A 19,033-nucleotide genomic window follows, 5' to 3' on the forward strand; every position below is an offset into this window, starting at 1 on the left:
TTTGAAGGGGGGTGATGCGCCCCCTTTATCGGCTTTTCGCAGACCTAATGCTTGAGAGCTATCGCTAGAGACAGTGAGGGAATCGATTGTATGCAGCATATCCTTGGTAAGAATTTCATCGCAGGAACTCGGAGTGGTAAAGGCCCTGCTTCATTACGCAGTATCGACGCCGCTACCGGCCAGGAATTGGATTGCGTTTTCTTCCAGGCAACACCTGAAGAGGTGGACGAAGCGGCACGTGCAGCACAGGACGCCTTTCCGATTTTTCGAAACCTGTTGCCATCTCGAAGGGCCGAGTTTTTGGAAGCAATCGCACAAGAGCTCGATTTGCTGGGCGACGACTTCATCTCCCTCGTGAGCCGGGAAACAGCATTGCCAGCAGCGCGAATCCACGGCGAGCGAGCCCGTACGAGCAATCAAATGCGGATGTTCGCGAAGCTTTTAGGTAGAGGCGACTACCTCGGCGCTCGTATCGATCACGCCTTGCCAGAACGTAAGCCCGCCCCTCGAGTTGACCTTCGGCAATACCGAATTGGGGTCGGGCCCGTTGCGGTATTTGGAGCAAGTAACTTTCCGCTGGCATTTTCAACAGCCGGTGGAGATACGGCCGCGGCATTAGCAGCAGGTTGCCCGGTAATCGTAAAAGCTCACAGTGGACATATGGCCACCGCCGATCTTGTGGGTTGCGCGATCGACCGTGCTGCAAAGCGCACGGGAATGCCCCTGGGCGTTTTCAATATGATTTTCGGCTCAAGGGTCGGAGAAGCCTTGGTTAAGCACCCGGCTGTTCAAGCAGTGGGATTTACCGGCTCACTGTCAGGTGGTACCGCACTCTGCAAGATTGCCTCTGAACGTGCCCAGCCTATTCCGGTGTTCGCCGAGATGTCCAGCATCAACCCTGTGTTCGTACTTCCTGAGGCACTTAAGGTCCGTGGCGCAGCAATCGCCAATGAGCTTGGTGATTCAGTGACGCTGGGGGCAGGGCAGTTCTGCACTAATCCTGGTTTGGTTATCGGTTTGAAATCGCCAGAGTTCTCGCGCTTCATTGAGTATTTAGTACATCGGCTTAGCCAAGCTCCCGCCCAGACCATGCTTAACGCTGGAGGATTAAGCAGCTATAGCCAAGGCGTCCATAAGCTGCACGCCCACTCAGGAGTCACGCATCTTGCTGGTAGACCTCAAACCGGCGGTGTGGCTGAAGCCCAACTTTTCAAGGCCGATGTGACGCTGTTGATAGACGACGACTCCTTACTTCAGGAAGAGGTATTTGGGCCGACCACTATATTGGTGGAAGCCGCAAATACTCATGAACTCCGATCTGTCTTAAAAGCGATTCGGGGGCAACTAACAGCCACCCTGATCGCCGAAGGTTCTGACCTTTCAGAGCATGAGTGGTTGGTGCCAATGCTCGAAGAGAAGGTGGGGCGTATTCTTGTTAACGGCTATCCTACGGGAGTCGAGGTATGCGATGCGATGGTACATGGCGGGCCATTCCCTGCTACATCAGATGCTCGGGGAACCTCAGTAGGGACGGCCGCCATAGATCGATTCCTGAGACCAGTGTGCTATCAGAATTATCCAGATGCTCTATTGCCCGACGCGCTAAAAAACGCGAATCCCTTGGGCATAAATCGTTTGGTCGATGGCGTGTGGTCATCTGCCACAAGCTAAGACTTTGACTCTATAGGTACGCCTACACCCTTGGCGTGCCGCAGAGGCGTAAGTTTTTAGCCAAGTCACCTTGCGTGATTTCGCCAGATATCAACTGATATGCGAGCAGGTTGCTCGGTATCGTTTGACTGTCGGCCCCCCTTGTTACCGCCAGGCTGGAGCAGGCGTGCTTGCTTAGCAAATGGCTACGCAGGATTAGACTTCCGAACTTCAGCATTAAGGGCAATTGCGTCCGCCTATCTTTAGCGGACGCGATCACTCTTTTATGCTTTTCTCGTGTTGGGCAACATGCCTTTGAGCACGTCGTCTCGTTCTATGAAGTGATGCTTGAGTGCGATGAGGACATGTCCACCCACCAAAGCTCCGCAAAACCAAGCGGTATAGGTGTGGATCGCTTTGGCCAAGTCATAAAGGCCTTGGTCCGGAGCAACAAGTGCTGGCAGCGCAAAAAGACTGGCTACCATAATTGGTTTGCCGGCAACTGAGCTCCAGTACCAACCCGACAGCGGCAGGCCAATCAGAGCAATCACGTAAAGCAGGACGTGGCCTATAAAGGCGCCACGCTTCATCAGCGGACTCATGGTTTCTGGTAATGCTGGGGCAGGGTTAGCCAAACGCCAACCAAGTCTCACGACAACCAGGATGATAATCGTACTGGCTACCGCTTTATGCAGGAAGGTCAACTCATGATGTGCGTTGAGTTCATCGCGCCATTGGGTTGCGAGAATCCCTACGCACCAAGCAAAAATCCAAATTAACGCCATGCCCCAATGAAGCCACTTAGCTGTGCTTGTATAGCCTGGAAGTTTTGCCATACCCACTTACCTTTAATCCTAATATTTGTAGATGAAATTATCTTCATAAAACCCTGCCTGGAAAAGCGAAATTTTTCGCTCAAATCGATCTAAAAAGTAGATTTCGATCCCGTGGGTCATGGGCTCAGGGACTGAGCTAGTCCGTGATTAACGGCAAGTGTCTGGCAGAGACAGCTTGTCAGCAACGCGATGGCTGCCTGTCTCAGCTGTTGCCTAGCTGCATGGCATGGGTAGTGAACTGCTGATCCCATCAACTATCTAAAATACTGTACGCATTGGACAGTAATTTGCGCTTTTTTCGATGCGTTGTTGAATGGATGATGTCTGGCAATTCCTGCCTTAACTTGGAAAACAGACATGATTGAGCTGCGCCCATTTGAACAACTTGGTAGCGATCATCACGGTTGGCTGAACGCGAAACATCACTTTTCGTTCGCGAACTACTACGATCCGGATCGTATGAACTGGGGGCGCCTGCTTGTCTGGAACGACAACATAATTGCTCCCAACTCAGGCTTTCCTTCTCATCCCCACAAAGACATGGAAATCATCACCTACGTTAGCCAAGGGGCAATCACTCATCAGGACAACCTGGGTAACAAGGGGCGTACGGTTGCTGGTGACGTCCAGGTCATGAGCGCCGGCACTGGTATCGCCCATAGCGAATACAACCTCGAGCCGGGTATTACCAAGACCTTCCAGATCTGGATCCAGCCAGACCAAACCGGTATGCCGCCATCCTGGGGTACCCGTCCGTTTCCCAGCGGTGCCTCCGCAGGGCGTTTTGTTACCTTGGCCAGCGGAATGGAAGGGGATGAGGATGCGTTGCCTATCCGCTGTAATGCACGTCTTGTGGCGGCGAAACTGCAAGAAGGCCAGAGCACCCATTACGCAATCGAACACCATCGCAAAGCGTATCTGGTCGTGGCCCAAGGCAGCATCAAGTTGAATGGTAAAACCTTGAAGGTGGGTGATGGCGCGGCCGTAAGAGATGAAAATTTGCTGGAGTTCAACGCGCTTGAACTCAGTGAAATCGTGATGGTGGACGTCGCATAAGACGGGCCACCGTCGAAATCAGGTCATACACGATCAGTTCTATGACAGAGGTTCCAGCATGGGTTGGCTCAGCAATTTATTCGCCAAGACTGTTGGCGGTAATTCCCCCGTTCCAAACCAAGAGGAAGTAAAAATGGCAAAGGTACTGGTACTATATCACTCCATGTACGGTCATATTGAGACCATGGCCCAACAAGTCGCCGAAGGAGCGCGAGGAGTGCCCGGCGTTGAGGTCACTATCAAGCGTGTGCCGGAAACCATGGATCCGGAAGCGTTCAAAGCTGCTTACGGGAAAGTCGATCAGCAAGCTCAGGTGGCTAGTCCATCCGAGTTGAGCGACTATGATGCGATCATCTTCGGCACCCCGACCCGTTTCGGCAACATGTCCGGACAGATGCGCACTTTCCTGGATCAGACAGGCGGTCTGTGGGCCAAAGGTGCTCTGGTTGGCAAAATTGCCAGCGTCTTCACCTCCACCGGTACCGGTGGTGGCCAGGAAATGACTATCACGTCCACTTGGACGACTCTGGCTCACCACGGCATGATCATCGTTCCCTTGGGCTACAGCACGCCTGCGCTGTTCGATGTGTCGCAAGTTGGCGGCGGCACTCCTTACGGTGCTTCTACCATTGCCGGCGGCGACGGCTCGCGCCAGCCTGATACACGCGAGCTGGAAATCGCTCGTCATCAAGGCGAATACGTTGCCAAGCTTGCTTCGAAACTTGTTAAAGCTTAAGGATTCAATCGGAGTCTAGTCGTGCTGAATCAGCATGCGCCTTAAGCTCAAGCGTGTTCGTAGGCGCAGGTTGCTAGCTTCAGTCAACCGCAGGCTTTACAATGTAGTGGTCTACTAACCCCGGACACCTTTTTAGGCGAGAATGATCGCCATACAGAGGTGTTCGATGAGCAGACAACGACGTACTTTCACCCCGACCTTCAAGCGCGAGGCTGCCAGCCTCGTGCTTGACCAAAGCTACAGCTGCCCCGAGGCCGCCAGATCCCTCGACGTGGGTGAGAGCTTATTGCGCCGCTGGGTTGCCCAGTTGCAACTGGAGCGCGGAGGCGTTACGCCCACTGCCAAGGCGCTCACGCCGGAGCAGCAGACCATCCAGGAGCTTCAGGCCCGCATCAACCGGCTGGAGCTTGAGAAGAAAATCCTAAAGGAGGCCACTGCGCTCTTGATGGCCGAGGAACACGGGCGCAGACGTTGAGATCGATTCGGCAGTTGGCCAAGCATTACCCCGTTCAATTGTTGTGTTCGGTCTTCGAGCTGCCCCGATCTTGTTACTACGCCCATCTGGCCCGGCGGCGTCGTATCGATGTGCGCCGAGTGAGTCTGCGCAGCCGTGTCAACGAGCTGTTCAGCCAAAGTCGTAGCTCAGCCGGTAGCCGCAGTCTCGTGGCTATGCTCCGGGATAAAGGCGTCGAGATCGGGCGCTTCAAAGTCAGAAGATTGATGAAGGAGCAGGGTTTGATCAGCAAACAGCCTGGTTCTCATGCGTACAAGAAGGCCACGGTTGAGCGCCCCGACATTCCCAATGTCCTTGATCGGCAGTTCACCGTGGCCGCGCCGAATGTGGTCTGGTGCGGTGATATCACCTATATCTGGGCACAGGGGCGATGGAGTTACCTGGCCGTTGTGCTGGACTTGTACAGCCGCAGAGTAGTGGGCTGGGCGATGTCCGCCAAGCCTGATGCCGAGCTGGTCATCAAGGCACTCGACAAGGCCTACGAGATGCGCGGTAGACCACGGGGCGTCCTGTTTCACAGCGACCAAGGCAGCCAATATGGAAGCCGTAGTTTCCGCCAGCGGCTCTGGCGCTATCGGATGACCCAAAGCATGAGCCGACGGGGAAATTGCTACGACAACGCACCCATGGAGCGGCTGTTTCGTAGCCTGAAAACGGAGTGGGTGCCGACGGTGGGTTACATGACGACAGCGTTGGCTGAGCAGGACATCGGCCGCTACCTCATGCAGCGGTACAACTGGACAAGGCCGCATCAGCACAACGGTTTCGTACCGCCGGCGGTTGCGGAAGAAAAACTCAATTCTGTGTCCGGGAATTGTTGACCACTACACGCGATCAAAATAGAGGTGGATGCCTTCGCCCTAATGGCTTGGATCAGATAGCTGAGGAGGACGGACGGCCGCAATTTTTTCTTAATGGCGTGCTTGCATGCTAGCATATTAGTGGTGCATCATCATGGCGTATAAAAATAATAGATCGTATGAGAGATGTGCCGTTTCTGATCCTCTTTAGCTAAAGATTGTCTCACTCGCGAGACAACGGACTCGGTTCAGCACTCCACACAACTCCTGTGAGTGGATCGTCTTTTCATGCGTTTCAGAGAGAACCTAGAGCGCTCCAACTGCGCCGTACAAGGTGTCTACAGATGACGTCTCACAACGCTCGCTGCATACTCACGACATTAGTAAAGTCCCCCACTGTGTATTGTGCTTTATGGAACGCTGAGCCAGCGTTGCATTACCTCAGCACTTCGCACGAAAGGTCGATCGAACTGCCCCCGCAAGCCCTCGAAAATATTTGCCTAGCCAGGCCTCTGCTTCCTCTCTAGTCCTGTTCACCTAAACCAGAAGATATCTACGCGGTGGCTGCTCATCCAGTCGCATGGTGCGTTCTTATCTTGGTATGGAGATATACGTGAAAATCGGTATTCCTCTCGAAAGTCTGACGGGTGAAACGCGGGTGGCTGCCACCCCGGAAACCATCAAGAAGCTGATCGGCCAGGGCCATAAGGTCACTGTACAAAGCGGGGCAGGCCTAAAAGCCAGCGTCGTCGACAGTGCCTATGAAGCGGCAGGCGCAACCATTGGCAGTGCCAACGATGCGTTCGGTGCCGAGCTGATTCTCAAAGTGGTCGCCCCCAGCGACGCCGAACTGACGCTGATCAAGCGCGGCGCGGTGCTGGTGGGGATGCTCAACCCGTTCAACAACGAAACCATCGCCAAAATGGCCGAGTGCGGGATCACCGCGTTCGCCCTCGAAGCGGCGCCGCGCACCTCACGGGCCCAGAGCCTCGACGTGCTGTCGTCCCAGGCCAACATCGCCGGCTATAAAGCCGTGTTGCTGGCTGCGCATCATTACCCACGCTTTATGCCGATGCTGATGACCGCTGCGGGTACTGTGAAAGCGGCGCGCGTGCTGATACTCGGTGCCGGCGTGGCCGGGCTGCAGGCGATTGCCACGGCCAAGCGCCTGGGTTCGGTGATCGAGGCTTCGGACGTGCGTCCGGCGGTGAAGGAACAAATCGAATCCCTCGGCGCCAAGTTCGTCGACGTGCCTTACGAAACCGACGAGGAGCGTGAGTGCGCCGTTGGTGTCGGCGGTTACGCCCGGCCCATGCCTGCGAGCTGGATGCAGCGTCAGGCCCAAGCCGTGCACGAGCGCGCCAAACAGGCCGACATTGTCATCACCACGGCGTTGATCCCGGGCCGCAAGGCGCCGACGTTGCTGAGCGCCGAAACCGTTGCGCAGATGAAGCCTGGCTCGGTGGTCATCGACCTCGCGGCAGCCCAGGGCGGTAACTGTCCGCTGACCGTGGCCGATCAGGTCGTGATCGAGAATGGCGTGACCATTTGCGGCCCGACCAACCTGGCCGGTGAAGTCGCGGCTGACGCTTCGGCGCTGTACGCACGCAACCTGCTGGACTTCCTGAAGCTGGTCTTCACCAAGGAAGGTCAGTTCGACGTGAACCTGGAAGACGACATCGTCGCCGCGTGCCTGATGTGCCGCGACGGCCAAGTCATCCGTAAAAACGCCTAAGCAGGGATTCAGACAATGGAAGAGCTTATCTCCCCCGGTATCTACAACCTGATCATCTTCGTGCTGGCGATTTATGTCGGTTACCACGTGGTCTGGAACGTGACACCAGCATTGCACACGCCGTTGATGGCGGTGACCAACGCCATTTCCGCGATCGTGATCGTCGGCGCCATGCTGGCCGCAGCCCTCACCGTCACGCCACTGGGCAAGACCATGGGCACCCTGGCCGTGGCACTTGCAGCGGTCAACGTGTTCGGTGGTTTCCTGGTAACCCGCAGGATGCTTGAGATGTTCAAGAAGAAAGCCCCGAAAGCAAAAGAAGAGGCGCCTAAGTAATGAGCATGAATCTCGTCACGACGCTCTACTTGATCGCGTCGATCTGCTTCATCCAGGCGCTCAAGGGCCTGTCGCACCCAACCACTTCGCGGCGCGGCAACCTGTTCGGCATGCTCGGCATGGCGCTGGCCGTCCTTACCACCGTCGGCCTCATCTATAAGTTGGGGGCCGAGCTGGCAACCGCTGGCATTGGCTATGTGATTGTCGGCCTGCTGGTCGGCGGTACCGCTGGCTCCATCATGGCCAAGCGCGTAGAAATGACCAAGATGCCGGAGTTGGTAGCGTTCATGCACAGCATGATCGGCCTGGCCGCGGTGTTCATTGCGATCGCCGCCGTGGTCGAGCCGCAATCCCTGGGCATCGTCAAACACCTGGGTGACTCGATCCCTGCCGGCAACCGCCTGGAGCTGTTCCTCGGCGCAGCCATCGGTGCCATCACCTTCTCCGGTTCGGTGATTGCGTTCGGTAAACTGTCGGGCAAGTACAAGTTCCGCCTGTTCCAGGGCGCGCCGGTACAGTTCGGCGGCCAGCACAAGCTGAACCTAGTGCTTGGTCTAGCAACACTGGGCCTGGGCCTTGCGTTCATGTTCACCGGCAACCTCACCGCCTTCGCGCTGCTGCTGGCCCTGGCCTTCGTGCTCGGCGTGCTGATCATCATCCCGATCGGCGGTGCGGACATGCCCGTGGTCGTCTCGATGCTCAACAGCTACTCCGGCTGGGCGGCGGCGGGCATCGGCTTCTCGCTGAACAACTCGATGCTGATCATTGCCGGCTCACTGGTAGGCTCCAGCGGCGCGATCCTGTCGTACATCATGTGCAAGGCGATGAACCGTTCCTTCTTTAATGTACTGCTGGGCGGTTTCGGCAATGCGCCGGATGCCGGTGCAGCGGCTGGCTCCAAAGAAGCACGCCCGGTCAAATCCGGCTCGGCTGACGACGCTACCTTCCTGATGACGAACGCCGATACCGTGATCATCGTCCCCGGCTACGGCCTGGCGGTGGCGCGGGCGCAACACGCGCTCAAGGAACTGACCGAGAAGCTGACTCACCACGGCGTCACGGTGAAATACGCCATCCATCCGGTCGCGGGCCGTATGCCTGGCCACATGAACGTCCTCCTCGCCGAGGCCGAAGTGCCTTACGACCAAGTGTTCGAGATGGAAGACATCAACTCCGAGTTCGGCCAAGCCGACGTGGTGCTGGTGCTGGGCGCGAACGATGTGGTCAACCCGGCCGCCAAGAACGACCCGAACTCACCGATAGCCGGCATGCCGATTCTCGAAGCCTTCAAGGCCAAGACGATCATCGTCAACAAGCGTTCGATGGCCAGCGGCTACGCCGGTCTGGATAACGAATTGTTCTACCTGGACAAGACCATGATGGTCTTCGGTGATGCCAAGAAGGTCATCGAAGATATGGTTAAGGCAGTCGATTGAAACTAATGGCCAAGGATGGCCATCATCCTAACGCCTGTGCACTGAAGACGCGCGCGGCGTCAGAAAAAAATTAATGTTCAGGTCATGTGCTCTAGTAGTTGTGGAAAAATAATATCGCCTTTAGCTTCGTAAGCAAGAGTGAGAAAATAATGAAAATAAAATCTCTTCAGTTGAACATTATGTTTTACGCAGGGGCTGCGATTCTCTCCGTAGTGGCGGTATTAGTGCTGTATGCGCTAATCTCTGGAGAGAAAACCCAGAACTGGATCGGCGATAAAACCCGAGAGGTTTTGGGGGGCGAGGTTAAAGAGCACTTGGTAGGCCTTTCAAAGTATCAAGTTAGCGAAATTCAGAGGCAGTTGGATCAGCCAATTGCGGTCGCAAAAAATCTTGCAAGAGCCAATGTTTTGGCTGGATCCAAGCCTGATGGTGATCGTGACGCAGAAGGGAAATTGCTCAGTGATCTTGCCCTTGATGCGCTCGTTCAAAACCCACAACTAGTGACTACCTACATAGCCTGGGAACCAGAAGGTATTTTTGAAAAAAGTGCTAATAGGGGTTTGAGCGAGCTAGAGCGCTTCTTGCCCTTGTGGTTTCGTGCTGAAGGCGGCAAATACACTCTATCAAAGCTATATGCTATGGAAAGTGAGGCTCTGCTACCTACGGGTGTAAGAGAGGGCGAGTTTTATTTGTGTCCAAAGGAAAGTCGCTCTGCCTGTGCAACCGATCCTGTAATTTATACTATTAACGGGAAAACAGTGCAGTTGACTGCGTTTACCGCTCCGATTCTCGTAAAGGATAAATTCAAAGGTATTGCTGGTGCATCGCTAGATTTGGAGTTTGTCCAAAAAATCCTCGAAAAAGCAAATCGTGAGTTGTATGGAGGGGTGGGTGACATGGCCCTGGTTTCCGGCAACGGCCGTTTCGTAGCGTACACTGGGGACGCTAGTAAAGTAGGGAAATCTGCTAGCGATATGTTTGGAACAGAACTGGTTAGCTCATTTTCAACGCTAAGCACTTCAGATGAGAGGTATAATCTTGATCAACGAGGTATGATTCAACTGGCAATTCGTTTTGCCGTTGCCAACACAGCTACGAAGTGGACACTATTGGTACGACTTCCAGAAAGTGTCGTTTTCAAGAGCGTTAGCGATCTAAAAAATCTCTTAGAGCAGCACTACATTTCTGAAGCGCGCTCAATGGGATTAGTTGGTTTACTGGTGAGTGGCTTCGGAATTCTGATTGTCGGATTCGTGGCGCGCGGAATCGTTCGTCCACTTCGCAGTATGCTGGCGATGATAAAAAATATCGCTAAAGGGGAGGGGGATTTAACTCGGCGACTGAGTAGTTCGCGGGCTGACGAATTAGGGCTTATTGCTCAAGAGTTTAACGTATTTTTAGAGAAGTTACAGATGTTAATTATTAAGGTCGTAGATTCGACCAAAATGATTGCTGACTCAACGTCCGACGGCGCCGCTATGGCGGCGCAAACTCATAAAGGGATGCAGAGTCAGCAGAGTGACGTTGAGCAGATTGCAACAGCAATTAACGAGATGACTACATCCTCGCAGGATGTCGCAGCAAACGCTATGAATGCTGCAAGAGCAACAGGGCGTGCGGAACAAGCGGTAAGTGATGGGAAAGTAGCGATGGAGGACGCCGTCGCCGCTATTCACTCGCTCGCTATTCGCATGGAAGATTCTGTCAAGACGGTGAGAGTACTCGAAGAAAGCAGCAATGATATCGGAGCTGTTGTAACTGCGATCCGTGCCATCGCAGAACAAACCAATTTGCTCGCACTCAATGCCGCTATTGAAGCCGCTCGAGCCGGAGATCATGGCCGTGGTTTCGCTGTTGTGGCTGATGAAGTTAGAAGCTTGGCGCAAAAAACCCAGCTTGCGACTGAGGAGGTTAGATTAATCATCGAACGTTTGCAGGGCGGGAGTCAGTCGGTGACCCAATCAATGCTTGAAAGTCATACCCATACTCAATCATGTTTACAGCAAGCGCAGATGGCCGCGCATACCTTCTTGGGTATCACGGCGTCCGTAAACATCATCAATGAGATGAATAATCAGATTGCTGCAGCTGCAGAACAGCAAAGCCAGGTGGCTGAAGAAATCAACTTCACAATAACAGGAATGGGACAAATTACGGATCAAGTCGCCACAGCGGCGAAGAAGGCGTTGGAGTCGGGATCAACCCTTAATGCTCTATCGGCTGAGCAGTGTAGGTTAGTCACCCAATTCAAGGTCTAACTAGCTATTAGTCACGGCTGGATGCCGACCTTTTAATTAATACTTGTTAATGGGTGGCCCGCTTCAAGCGGGCGCTCAGCTAACATAGGTCGATATAACGTAAACAAGAAGCCCGTGAATATCTTTACGCATCCTGATCCTTTTTTTCAGTCAGAGGGTCCCCGCGCTCTCTCATTCATAGCTCTCTGTGGTGATGCGAAAAGAGCGTCAATTACGGAGAGTTCGTCGATTGGCGATAAATAGAATTAAATGGCGTAGCATGGAGTCACTTGTACTTGGCTCTTGATGTACCTCAATAAAATTTATAATTAAGTCCTTCCCTGCTTAGGCAAGAAAAGAAAATCTTTAGATTTCAATGGGGCGGGCGTTAGATGCGAGTATCGTTTCCTGCTCCAATCTCCTGATTTTCGTATATCGTCAATCTGTGGTCACTCGCCAAGCGTTTTGCCGTAGATGATCTAAATAGTCAGCCCATCGTTGAGCCGCTTCCCGGCGTTGCGCTAGCAGTTGCGCACGCGCATAAACAGCCCCTAGTGCACCTGGCATTCTGTGGGATAACGATAGTTCGAGCACAATTGGATCGATGCCCAAGTGCTCGTGTGCAATGGTTCTGTAGGTCGCGCGAAAGCCGTGAGCAGTGATGTTGTACTCCGGCCAAATACGCTGAAAGGACTTGAGCATGGAGGTCGGGTTTATGGGACGTCCCGGATAGACCGGCGAGACGAACACCCAGCCTTTGCCTTCTTCATCCACCACGCGGGTTTTATGTAGCTCGCGTAACAGAACCAAGGCTTGTTCAGGCAACGGCACGATGTGTTTGCTCTTGTCCAGATGCTTGGTCTTGCTCACCACATAACGCCAATCGGCGCCCGCCAAGTCGACATCTTCCCAGCGCATCTGCACCAGTTCGCCTGGGCGGACCGGCAACATGACCAGCAGGCGCATTGCGGTGGCAACGCTGCCGTCGTTGCAGTCATCAAGGCGTAGAAGAAACCTGCCCAAGTCGGATGGCCTTTCGATCGCCGGGTTGCTGGTCACGATGTGGCGAATCTTCAACTCCTCAATGTTGCTGAGTGCCACGTTGCGCTCCACCCAGCCGCGACCTTCGGCAAAGCCCAGAACGGCACGTATGATGGTGCGCACGCGCCGGGCCATGGCCATGGTGCGCTGGCGGCGCAACTCAGTGATGATCGTAGTGATGTGCTCCAACTTGATCTCGCTGATCGGTTTTTTGCCAATGGCAGGCAAGATGTGGTTGTTCAGCGCTCCGGTAAAGCCCGAGATGGATTTTGTCACCAGTTCGGCAGACTTGAATGCCAACCATTGCTCGGCCACGTAAGCGAAGGTGCGCTCTTCATTGAGCAACTGTGCCTCGATCTTGGCGGTCTTGGCCCTGAGCGGAGCGGTGTGGTTAGCCACGTCGCGGCGTGCGCCGCGGGCAATGTCGCGTGCCTCCTTGAGGCTAATGTCGGGGTAAGCGCCGATGGAGAAGCGGTTTTCCTTCCCATGCAGCCGATACTTCAATCGCCAAACCTTGGAAGGGGATTTGCCGACCTTACTCGACGCCCTCACCTCCAAGTAGAGGCCAGGAACTTCGCCATCGGCGTGTTTGCCAGGTTCGGTCAGTGAGCGGATCAAGGCATCGCTGAGTTTTCGTTTGAAAACAACCGCATTATCTGGGGGCATCGGTGGGGGCATCCTTTTTAAGGAACCGAAATTTGCCCCCAATTATGCCCCCATGAGTCGTGGAATCCATTGGATTTAGACAGACGGCTATGGTCTTAAAAATCCAATAACTTGTTGTTATTAAATGGTTTTATAGAATTTAGTGGAATTCCGTTACAGGCTATCGGGGTCCCCACAAAACATCTGAATCCGCGAGCGCAACCAGCGCTCCCCGGGGTCATTGTCCTGCGATCCGCGCCAGGCCATGTGCAGTTCAAAACTCTGCACCGGAATCGGCGGATCCTCTGCACGGACGCCACCCGCCGCAGTCAGGGCATCGGCGGTGTAGTCGGGCACGCTGGCGATGATGTCGGTGCCGCTGAGCAGGGTGCTCAGGCCGTTGAACTGCGGCACGGCCAGCACCACATGACGCTTGCGCCCGAGCTTCTCCAGCTCGGTGTCGATAAAACCGCTCAGGTCGCCGGCGAAGGACACCAGGGCGTGGGGGCGGGCGCAGAAGTCGTCCAGGGTCAGCGGGCCGGGCATGGTGTCGGCCCGCAGCAGCTTGGGGGAGCTGCGCCGCAGGACCTTGCGCTTGGCATTGGCAGGCAGATCAGTGGTGTAGCACACACCGATGGAAATCTCGCCGGAACTGAGCTTGGCCGGTACCAGCAGGTAATTGACCCGACGCACCACCAGCACGATACCTGGCGCCTCGGCCCGCAGGCGCTTGAGCAACTGGGGCAGCAAGGCGAACTCGACGTCGTCGGACAGACCGATACGGAACACCTGGGTACTGGTGGCCGGGTCGAATTCGGCCGCGCGGCTGACCGCCGTGGAAATCGAGTCCAGGGCCGGCGAAAGCAGGCCGAAGATTTCTTCGGCCCGCGCCGTGGGCTCCATGCTCCGCCCGGTCCGTACGAACAGCGGATCATCGAACAAGCTGCGCAGGCGCGACAGCGCCGCACTGATCGCCGGCTGGCCGAGAAACAGCTTTTCCGCCGCCCGGGTCACGCTGCGCTCGTGCATCAAGGTTTCGAACACAATCAGCAGGTTCAGATCGACGCGGCGCAGGTCGTTACGGTTCATCGGGCTCGCTTCACAAGACGGTCAATAACGTAAGGGATGAATCTTACGGGCAAAAGCAGCTGATTCGCACTGGAAAAATGAACTTTCCGGTTTAAGCCGGTCATCGTCGTGGCTGGGGGCAGGGTTGAGGTTTGTCCCGTCAGGCAAAAGCGGCTTTTCGCACGGCCACGGTCTGCGGCGGCTGACATTGTGTACAATACCCCGGAATCAATGACAGGCATGTCGACTATTAATGGGCACGGATGGTCTTCAATCCAAAGCCCGGATAGAGTTCGTGTCATTAGAAGTTCATTTGGCGAGGTTTGCGATGTCCCGCACGATCCGTTTTCACAAGTTTGGTTCGGCCGAGGTGCTCAAATGCGAAGAGCATGTGACGACCTTGCCTGCACCCGGTGAAGTGCAGGTCCGTGTCGAAGCGATTGGCATCAGTTGGTACGACGTGCTCTGGCGGCAGAACCTGGCTTCTTCCCATGCCCGCCTGCCGGCCGGTATCGGTCATGAAATGGCCGGTGTGGTCACGGCGCTCGGTGATGGAGTGGAGGACCTGGCGGTCGGTGACAAGGTCGCCAGCTTTCCGGCCCAGAGCCCCAACGACTACCCGGTGTATGGCGAGCTGATCCTCATGCCGCGCTCGGCCCTGACCCGTTATCCGGATGTGCTGACGCCGGTTCAGGCCAGTGTTCACTACACGCCGCTGTTGATTGCCTATTTCGCCTATGTCGAGCTGGCACGGGTCAAACCGGGACAGTTCGCCCTGATCACCGACGCCAGCCACTGCGCCGGCCCGGCCTTCGTGCAATTGGGCAAGGCCCTGGGCGTGAAGGTGATCGCCGCAACCAAGACCGCCGAAGAACGCGAGTGCCTGCTGGCCCTGGGTGCCGAGAAGGTGGTGGTTACCGAGGAACAGGATCTGCTGATGCAGATCAACAAGTACACCGACGGGCGTGGGGTCGACATGGTCTTCGATGGCCTCGGTGGCCCGCAGATGTCGCTGCTGGGGGATGTGCTCGCGCCGCGTGGCAGCCTGGTGCTGTACGGCCTGCAGGGCGGCAACCAGACGCCGTTCCCGGCCTGTGCGGCGTTCCAGAAGAACATCCAGTTCTTCGTGCACTGCATCGGCAACTTCACCGGCAAGCCGGAACTGGGGATCGTCCAGGACCAGGCAGCGCTCCAACGGGCACTGCGCGATATCAACCAACTGACGGCGGATCGGGTGTTGCCGCCGATGGAGATTCGCACATTCCCTTTCGACGAGTTCGTCGAGGCCCATCGTTTCATGGACGCTTGTCCATGCCGTGGACGAGTGGTGTTGCAGATCGATCCCGTCTGAAGTCACCGCGCATTATCGAGCCCCGTATCAGTCGCCTGATACGGGGCTTTTTATTTTGTCCAACATTTCAGGGCGCCTTGCCCCGGAAAAACGGCCTGACGATGTTCGTTTTATACGAACTGAACTGGTTTTTCTTGAAATTCTGTATCTATTAATCGTTCGGCAAGCACTGATAATTAGCCGGTAACTTTCAGCTCAAGGAACGAGTCATGGTCGAGTTTCAATTGTTGTACTGCCACGCTCCAGTTGCACAAGCTTTTGCGGCCGTGTGGCCAGGGGTTAGGCAAAGTAATGGCATGTTAGCGTCGAGGGGTGTTTGCAATTAAGGATGTCCATGTAAGTTGCGCTTGTAAGTAGATGTAGGAACATTCCTAGGAAGTTGTTTTTCTGCGGAAACCCCCAACGCTAACCGGCACTCAGTGGTCAGGGCACTCTCGTATATCCTGCTATGGATGTTACAGGTTCAGGGTCATACTCTTAATTGTTGCTCGACAGGTCCCGGTGGCGGACGGCAAACATATTCCTGAACGTGAAAATCCGGCAAGTACGCACAATACGAGCGCCGTTGGCCCGACACTGAACCCAACCCAGGTGTAAAGGCTATGAGCTCCATTCATGAGCAGGCAATGAACTATGTATATCAGCAGGTCCTGCAACGGTTGATGAGTTATTTCACCCGTGCCGAACGTATCGCCCTGCAGTTGTTGATCCAGCGTTTGATTGTCGCCGCTGGCGGCATCGAGCGCATCGGTGAGTTCAAGGTCATGGTGGCCCACGGCGGCGGCAAGGACAGCAGTTATACGCTGGCATTCCTGCGTGCCGCGCAGTTGAGCATCGCCGGGCGCTCGCCGGCGACGTTCAACCTGCGCATCGCCACCTCGCGCCATGCTGGCCTGACGTCCACGGTGATGAACAACATTCACCACGGCTACAGTGCCTTGTTCGTCTATGACGATCCGCGTGTGGAGTTGCTGATGGTGGATAACCAGCATGTCCGGCCATTTCATCACCGCACGCCGCTGTCCGATTCGGGCCGTGACCTCAACCGGCGCAACCTGCTCATGAACGGCCACCTGACGGCCGGGGACGGCCGGACAACGTTCTGCAACAGTTGCTACCTGTCGATGGCTGATTTTCACGAGCGCGCCAGTTCCTGGGATCAGGGGATCGACGCCCTGATCATCGGCGATCCTCCCCGCGAGCAGAAACAGTACCTGACGTGGTTGCTGCGCTCGACCGAAAAGCTCGAGCAGAGCCGCCCGACAGGCCGCCCGCTGGAGTTCGAGGAGGCCGTCAGGACCTGCAACGAACTCAGCCTCGAGTACTACCGCGAACTCTACGGCGATACCCCGGTGCAACCGCAAGGCCCGGCCATCAGCCGTTCGAACCGCAGCCATGGACCGATGCTGGTCGGCATCCATGATCTGGTGGGCAGCGACATCGAGCAGCGCTGGCCGTTGCTGACCGAGTTCCTCGGCTTTCGTTTCGACGACCTGGCGTTTCACTTCAGCGAGTCCGATTGCGCCAACCCTTTGTTGATGGCGCATATGCGTGGTTTGCAGGCGCAGTACGTCAGAGGCCTGAGCTACCAGGTGGGTATCAGCGAATACCTGCAACTGGCGGTGGTGATGATGCGCAAGAAACGCATGTCGGCACGCCTGATCGAGCAGTCCATGGCGGCCTATGACACACCGGAAAAACTCCTCGGCCGGCGAGCCCTGGCCAGGGCCTACGCCCAGGAAGCCTATGGCCTGAGCGAAGGGCAACTGATCTGCCTGCTGTTCGCGCCCTTCGTCAACCAGGGGCGTGGCCTGGAGCTTTTCCTCAGGCGTTGCCACCCGGGCATGCTGGTGGCCTTGCCGGATCTGCACAAGGCCTTGTCAGCCATGCCGGTCGGCGAACAGGTCGAGCAATGGCTGACGGATATCAGTGGTTTGCCCCTCGAACGACTGCAGGACCTCTATCAGAAAAAACAGGTCGACTTCAGCACTGCCGCTTCGTTGATTGCCCGGGTTCGGGCCAGCGATCCGGACAAGCACCGGGTCGACATCATCAATCCCGACAGCGGCGAAGTCCGTAAAGAAGTCCTGTCGGGACGCTAAAGGGATTGCGATTGACTGTTTCAGAACCTCCCGAGTCCACCACGACTCCGGCCTGGCCGAGCGGCCGGACACCCAGAACCTCGCGGGAACGCAAGCAGCCGGGCTTTGCCTACCAGGCGGTGTATCGTTACCTGGTCAGCCTGATCAATGAGGTGGAAACCGACGCCCGGGTCAGGCTGCCCTCGTTACGCCAGTTGGCCGAACGCCTGGACGTATCGATTTCAACCGTCCAGTACGCCTATTCACTGCTGGAAAAGGAAGGGCGGGTGTACTCCCAGGCCAAATCGGGCTACTACGCGTTGCCGGTTCCCGGTGGCTCGTTCGTCAGTGGCAGCGCCGACCTGCTGGAGCGGATCTATGTCCATTCGCGCAGGCCCGGCACGTTGCTGCTGGGCAATGACGAACCGGCCTTGCTGCTCTCGCTGGACAACCCGCTGTTGCTGCTGGAGCGCGAACTGGTGCGCCAGTACCCGCGACAGCAGCAGCCGCAGTTGCAGCCGTTCGGCGAACTGGAACTGCGCGCCGCCCTCGCGGTGCGCTACACCACCTCGGCCCAGCGTTACTGGCATGCCGACGACGTGTATATCGGCGCTGACCTGCGCGGCGTGCTGGAAACCCTGATGGCGGCGCTGTCGTTGAAGCACACCACCGTGTTGGTGGAATCGCCATGCGACTGGGTGATCCTGCGGCTGCTGCAGGCCGGCGGAGTCAATGTGGTCGAGCTGCCGCTGGACCGCGACGGCGCTTTCGACCTGGGTCGGCTCGAACAGTTGTTGCAGACGCTGCCGGTCAAGCTGCTGCTGATGTCCTCCGGGATCAATATGCCCCATGGCAGCCTGATGCCCCTGGAACAACGCCGGCAGGTTGCCCGGCTGCTGGAGCGCTTTGGCGTCTGGCTACTGGAAAACGACAGCCACGGCGAACTGGCCTTCCAGACCGGCGGCATGCGCATGCGCGACCTGGTCGACCCGGACCGCCTGCTGGTGCTGGCCGGCTTCGAGCGTTTCATGGGCTGTGAGGCGCCGTTTGGTTATCTGCTGTCGCGACATTTCGCGGTGGAACTGCAACGGCATTTCCTGTTGCGTTCGTTTCGCATGTCGCCGACCCGGCAGAAGGCCATCGCCCGACTCTACAGCAGCGGGCGCATCGACCAGCACCTGTGCACTCTGCGCCGTCTGTTGCAGGAGCGCATGTTGCAGTTCTGCCAACTGCTGCAGGAGCGCCTGGCCGACGGGCTGGACTTCAGCCTGCCGCAGGGCGGTGCGACCGTCTGGGCGCGGGCCACGCGGGCGGTGGATATGCGCAGCGTATTCGAGCACCTGCTCGAACAGCGGATCGTCATCGCCCCCGGCGAGCTGTTCAGCCTGCACGGGTTGCATCGCGATTGCCTGCGCCTGAGCAGCACGGCCAACGGCCACCGCCATCTGGAACAGGCGCTGGGAGCGCTGGGCCACGCCTTGCGGCTGGAGTCCGGCAGCTGAAAACGGCGC

Annotated in this window: 13 protein-coding genes and 2 pseudogenes; 12 read left to right on the forward strand and 3 right to left on the reverse strand. The window is 56.4% G+C overall.

The window, feature by feature from the left end; translation table 11 throughout:
* Window positions 1-90 precede the first annotated feature (90 nt).
* Window positions 91-1,671, forward strand: coding sequence for an aldehyde dehydrogenase (NADP(+)) (locus tag BLU37_RS21370; RefSeq protein WP_073162395.1), 1,581 nt, complete (start codon window positions 91-93; stop codon window positions 1,669-1,671).
* Window positions 1,672-1,934: 263 nt separating this feature from the next.
* On the opposite strand, the gene BLU37_RS21375 is transcribed toward BLU37_RS21370, so the two are convergent.
* Entirely contained in the window at window positions 1,935-2,486 is a 552-nt protein-coding gene (locus BLU37_RS21375) for a cytochrome b (RefSeq protein ID WP_073162393.1), read from the reverse strand.
* A 357-nt stretch (window positions 2,487-2,843) separates the two neighbouring features.
* Here BLU37_RS21375 and BLU37_RS21380 point away from each other — a divergent pair, with 357 nt between their 5' ends.
* From BLU37_RS21380 to BLU37_RS30010, 8 genes and pseudogenes are all read left to right on the forward strand, one after another.
* Window positions 2,844-3,542 carry a pirin family protein gene (locus BLU37_RS21380; protein ID WP_090208639.1) on the forward strand — a complete coding sequence of 233 codons (699 nt, stop codon included), beginning with the start codon at window positions 2,844-2,846 and terminating at the stop codon, window positions 3,540-3,542.
* A 133-nt stretch (window positions 3,543-3,675) separates the two neighbouring features.
* Entirely contained in the window at window positions 3,676-4,278 is a 603-nt protein-coding gene (gene wrbA, locus BLU37_RS21385) for an NAD(P)H:quinone oxidoreductase (RefSeq protein WP_073162389.1), read from the forward strand.
* 166 nt (window positions 4,279-4,444) lie between these two features.
* Window positions 4,445-5,613 (forward strand): IS3 family transposase gene (locus tag BLU37_RS21390; protein WP_090208642.1). Its coding sequence is split into 2 segments (ribosomal slippage): window positions 4,445-4,706 and window positions 4,706-5,613, totalling 1,170 coding nucleotides; the frame shifts between segments, so codons are not numbered across the junction.
* Window positions 5,614-6,205: 592 nt separating this feature from the next.
* Window positions 6,206-7,327 (forward strand): Re/Si-specific NAD(P)(+) transhydrogenase subunit alpha, encoded by a 1,122-nt coding sequence (locus BLU37_RS21395; protein WP_073162386.1) that lies wholly within the window; start codon window positions 6,206-6,208, stop codon window positions 7,325-7,327.
* A gap of 15 nt (window positions 7,328-7,342) precedes the next feature.
* Window positions 7,343-7,663: an NAD(P) transhydrogenase subunit alpha gene (locus BLU37_RS21400; protein WP_003220416.1), complete on the forward strand. Its 321-nt coding sequence runs from the start codon at window positions 7,343-7,345 to the stop codon at window positions 7,661-7,663.
* A complete protein-coding gene (locus BLU37_RS21405) occupies window positions 7,663-9,099 on the forward strand; it encodes an NAD(P)(+) transhydrogenase (Re/Si-specific) subunit beta (protein WP_073162384.1) in 1,437 nt (478 codons plus the stop codon). The genes BLU37_RS21400 and BLU37_RS21405 overlap by 1 nt, the downstream gene beginning before the upstream one ends.
* Before the next feature lie 1,199 nt (window positions 9,100-10,298).
* Window positions 10,299-10,499, forward strand: a pseudogene (locus tag BLU37_RS30005) (HAMP domain-containing protein); the annotation flags it as partial.
* A 339-nt stretch (window positions 10,500-10,838) separates the two neighbouring features.
* Window positions 10,839-11,357, forward strand: a pseudogene (locus BLU37_RS30010) (methyl-accepting chemotaxis protein); the annotation flags it as partial.
* Between the two features lie 417 nt (window positions 11,358-11,774).
* On the opposite strand, the gene BLU37_RS21415 reads toward BLU37_RS30010, so the two are convergent.
* Together BLU37_RS21415 and BLU37_RS21420 are read right to left on the reverse strand one after the other, a co-directional pair.
* A complete protein-coding gene (locus BLU37_RS21415) occupies window positions 11,775-13,043 on the reverse strand; it encodes a tyrosine-type recombinase/integrase (protein WP_090208645.1) in 1,269 nt (422 codons plus the stop codon).
* A gap of 153 nt (window positions 13,044-13,196) precedes the next feature.
* Window positions 13,197-14,111 carry a LysR family transcriptional regulator gene (locus tag BLU37_RS21420; protein WP_010446240.1) on the reverse strand — a complete coding sequence of 305 codons (915 nt, stop codon included), beginning with the start codon at window positions 14,109-14,111 and terminating at the stop codon, window positions 13,197-13,199.
* A gap of 307 nt (window positions 14,112-14,418) precedes the next feature.
* Here BLU37_RS21420 and BLU37_RS21425 point away from each other — a divergent pair, with 307 nt between their 5' ends.
* The 3 genes from BLU37_RS21425 to BLU37_RS21435 all read left to right on the forward strand — a co-directional run bounded on the left by BLU37_RS21425 (window position 14,419) and on the right by BLU37_RS21435 (window position 19,024).
* A complete protein-coding gene (locus BLU37_RS21425) occupies window positions 14,419-15,441 on the forward strand; it encodes a zinc-dependent alcohol dehydrogenase family protein (protein WP_010446239.1) in 1,023 nt (340 codons plus the stop codon).
* Between the two features lie 602 nt (window positions 15,442-16,043).
* Window positions 16,044-17,543 (forward strand): hypothetical protein, encoded by a 1,500-nt coding sequence (locus tag BLU37_RS21430; protein ID WP_172833043.1) that lies wholly within the window; start codon window positions 16,044-16,046, stop codon window positions 17,541-17,543.
* 119 nt (window positions 17,544-17,662) lie between these two features.
* Entirely contained in the window at window positions 17,663-19,024 is a 1,362-nt protein-coding gene (locus BLU37_RS21435) for an aminotransferase-like domain-containing protein (protein ID WP_081354538.1), read from the forward strand.
* Window positions 19,025-19,033 lie beyond the last annotated feature (9 nt).

Source organism: Pseudomonas asplenii (assembly GCF_900105475.1).
Classification (GTDB): domain Bacteria; phylum Pseudomonadota; class Gammaproteobacteria; order Pseudomonadales; family Pseudomonadaceae; genus Aquipseudomonas; species Aquipseudomonas asplenii.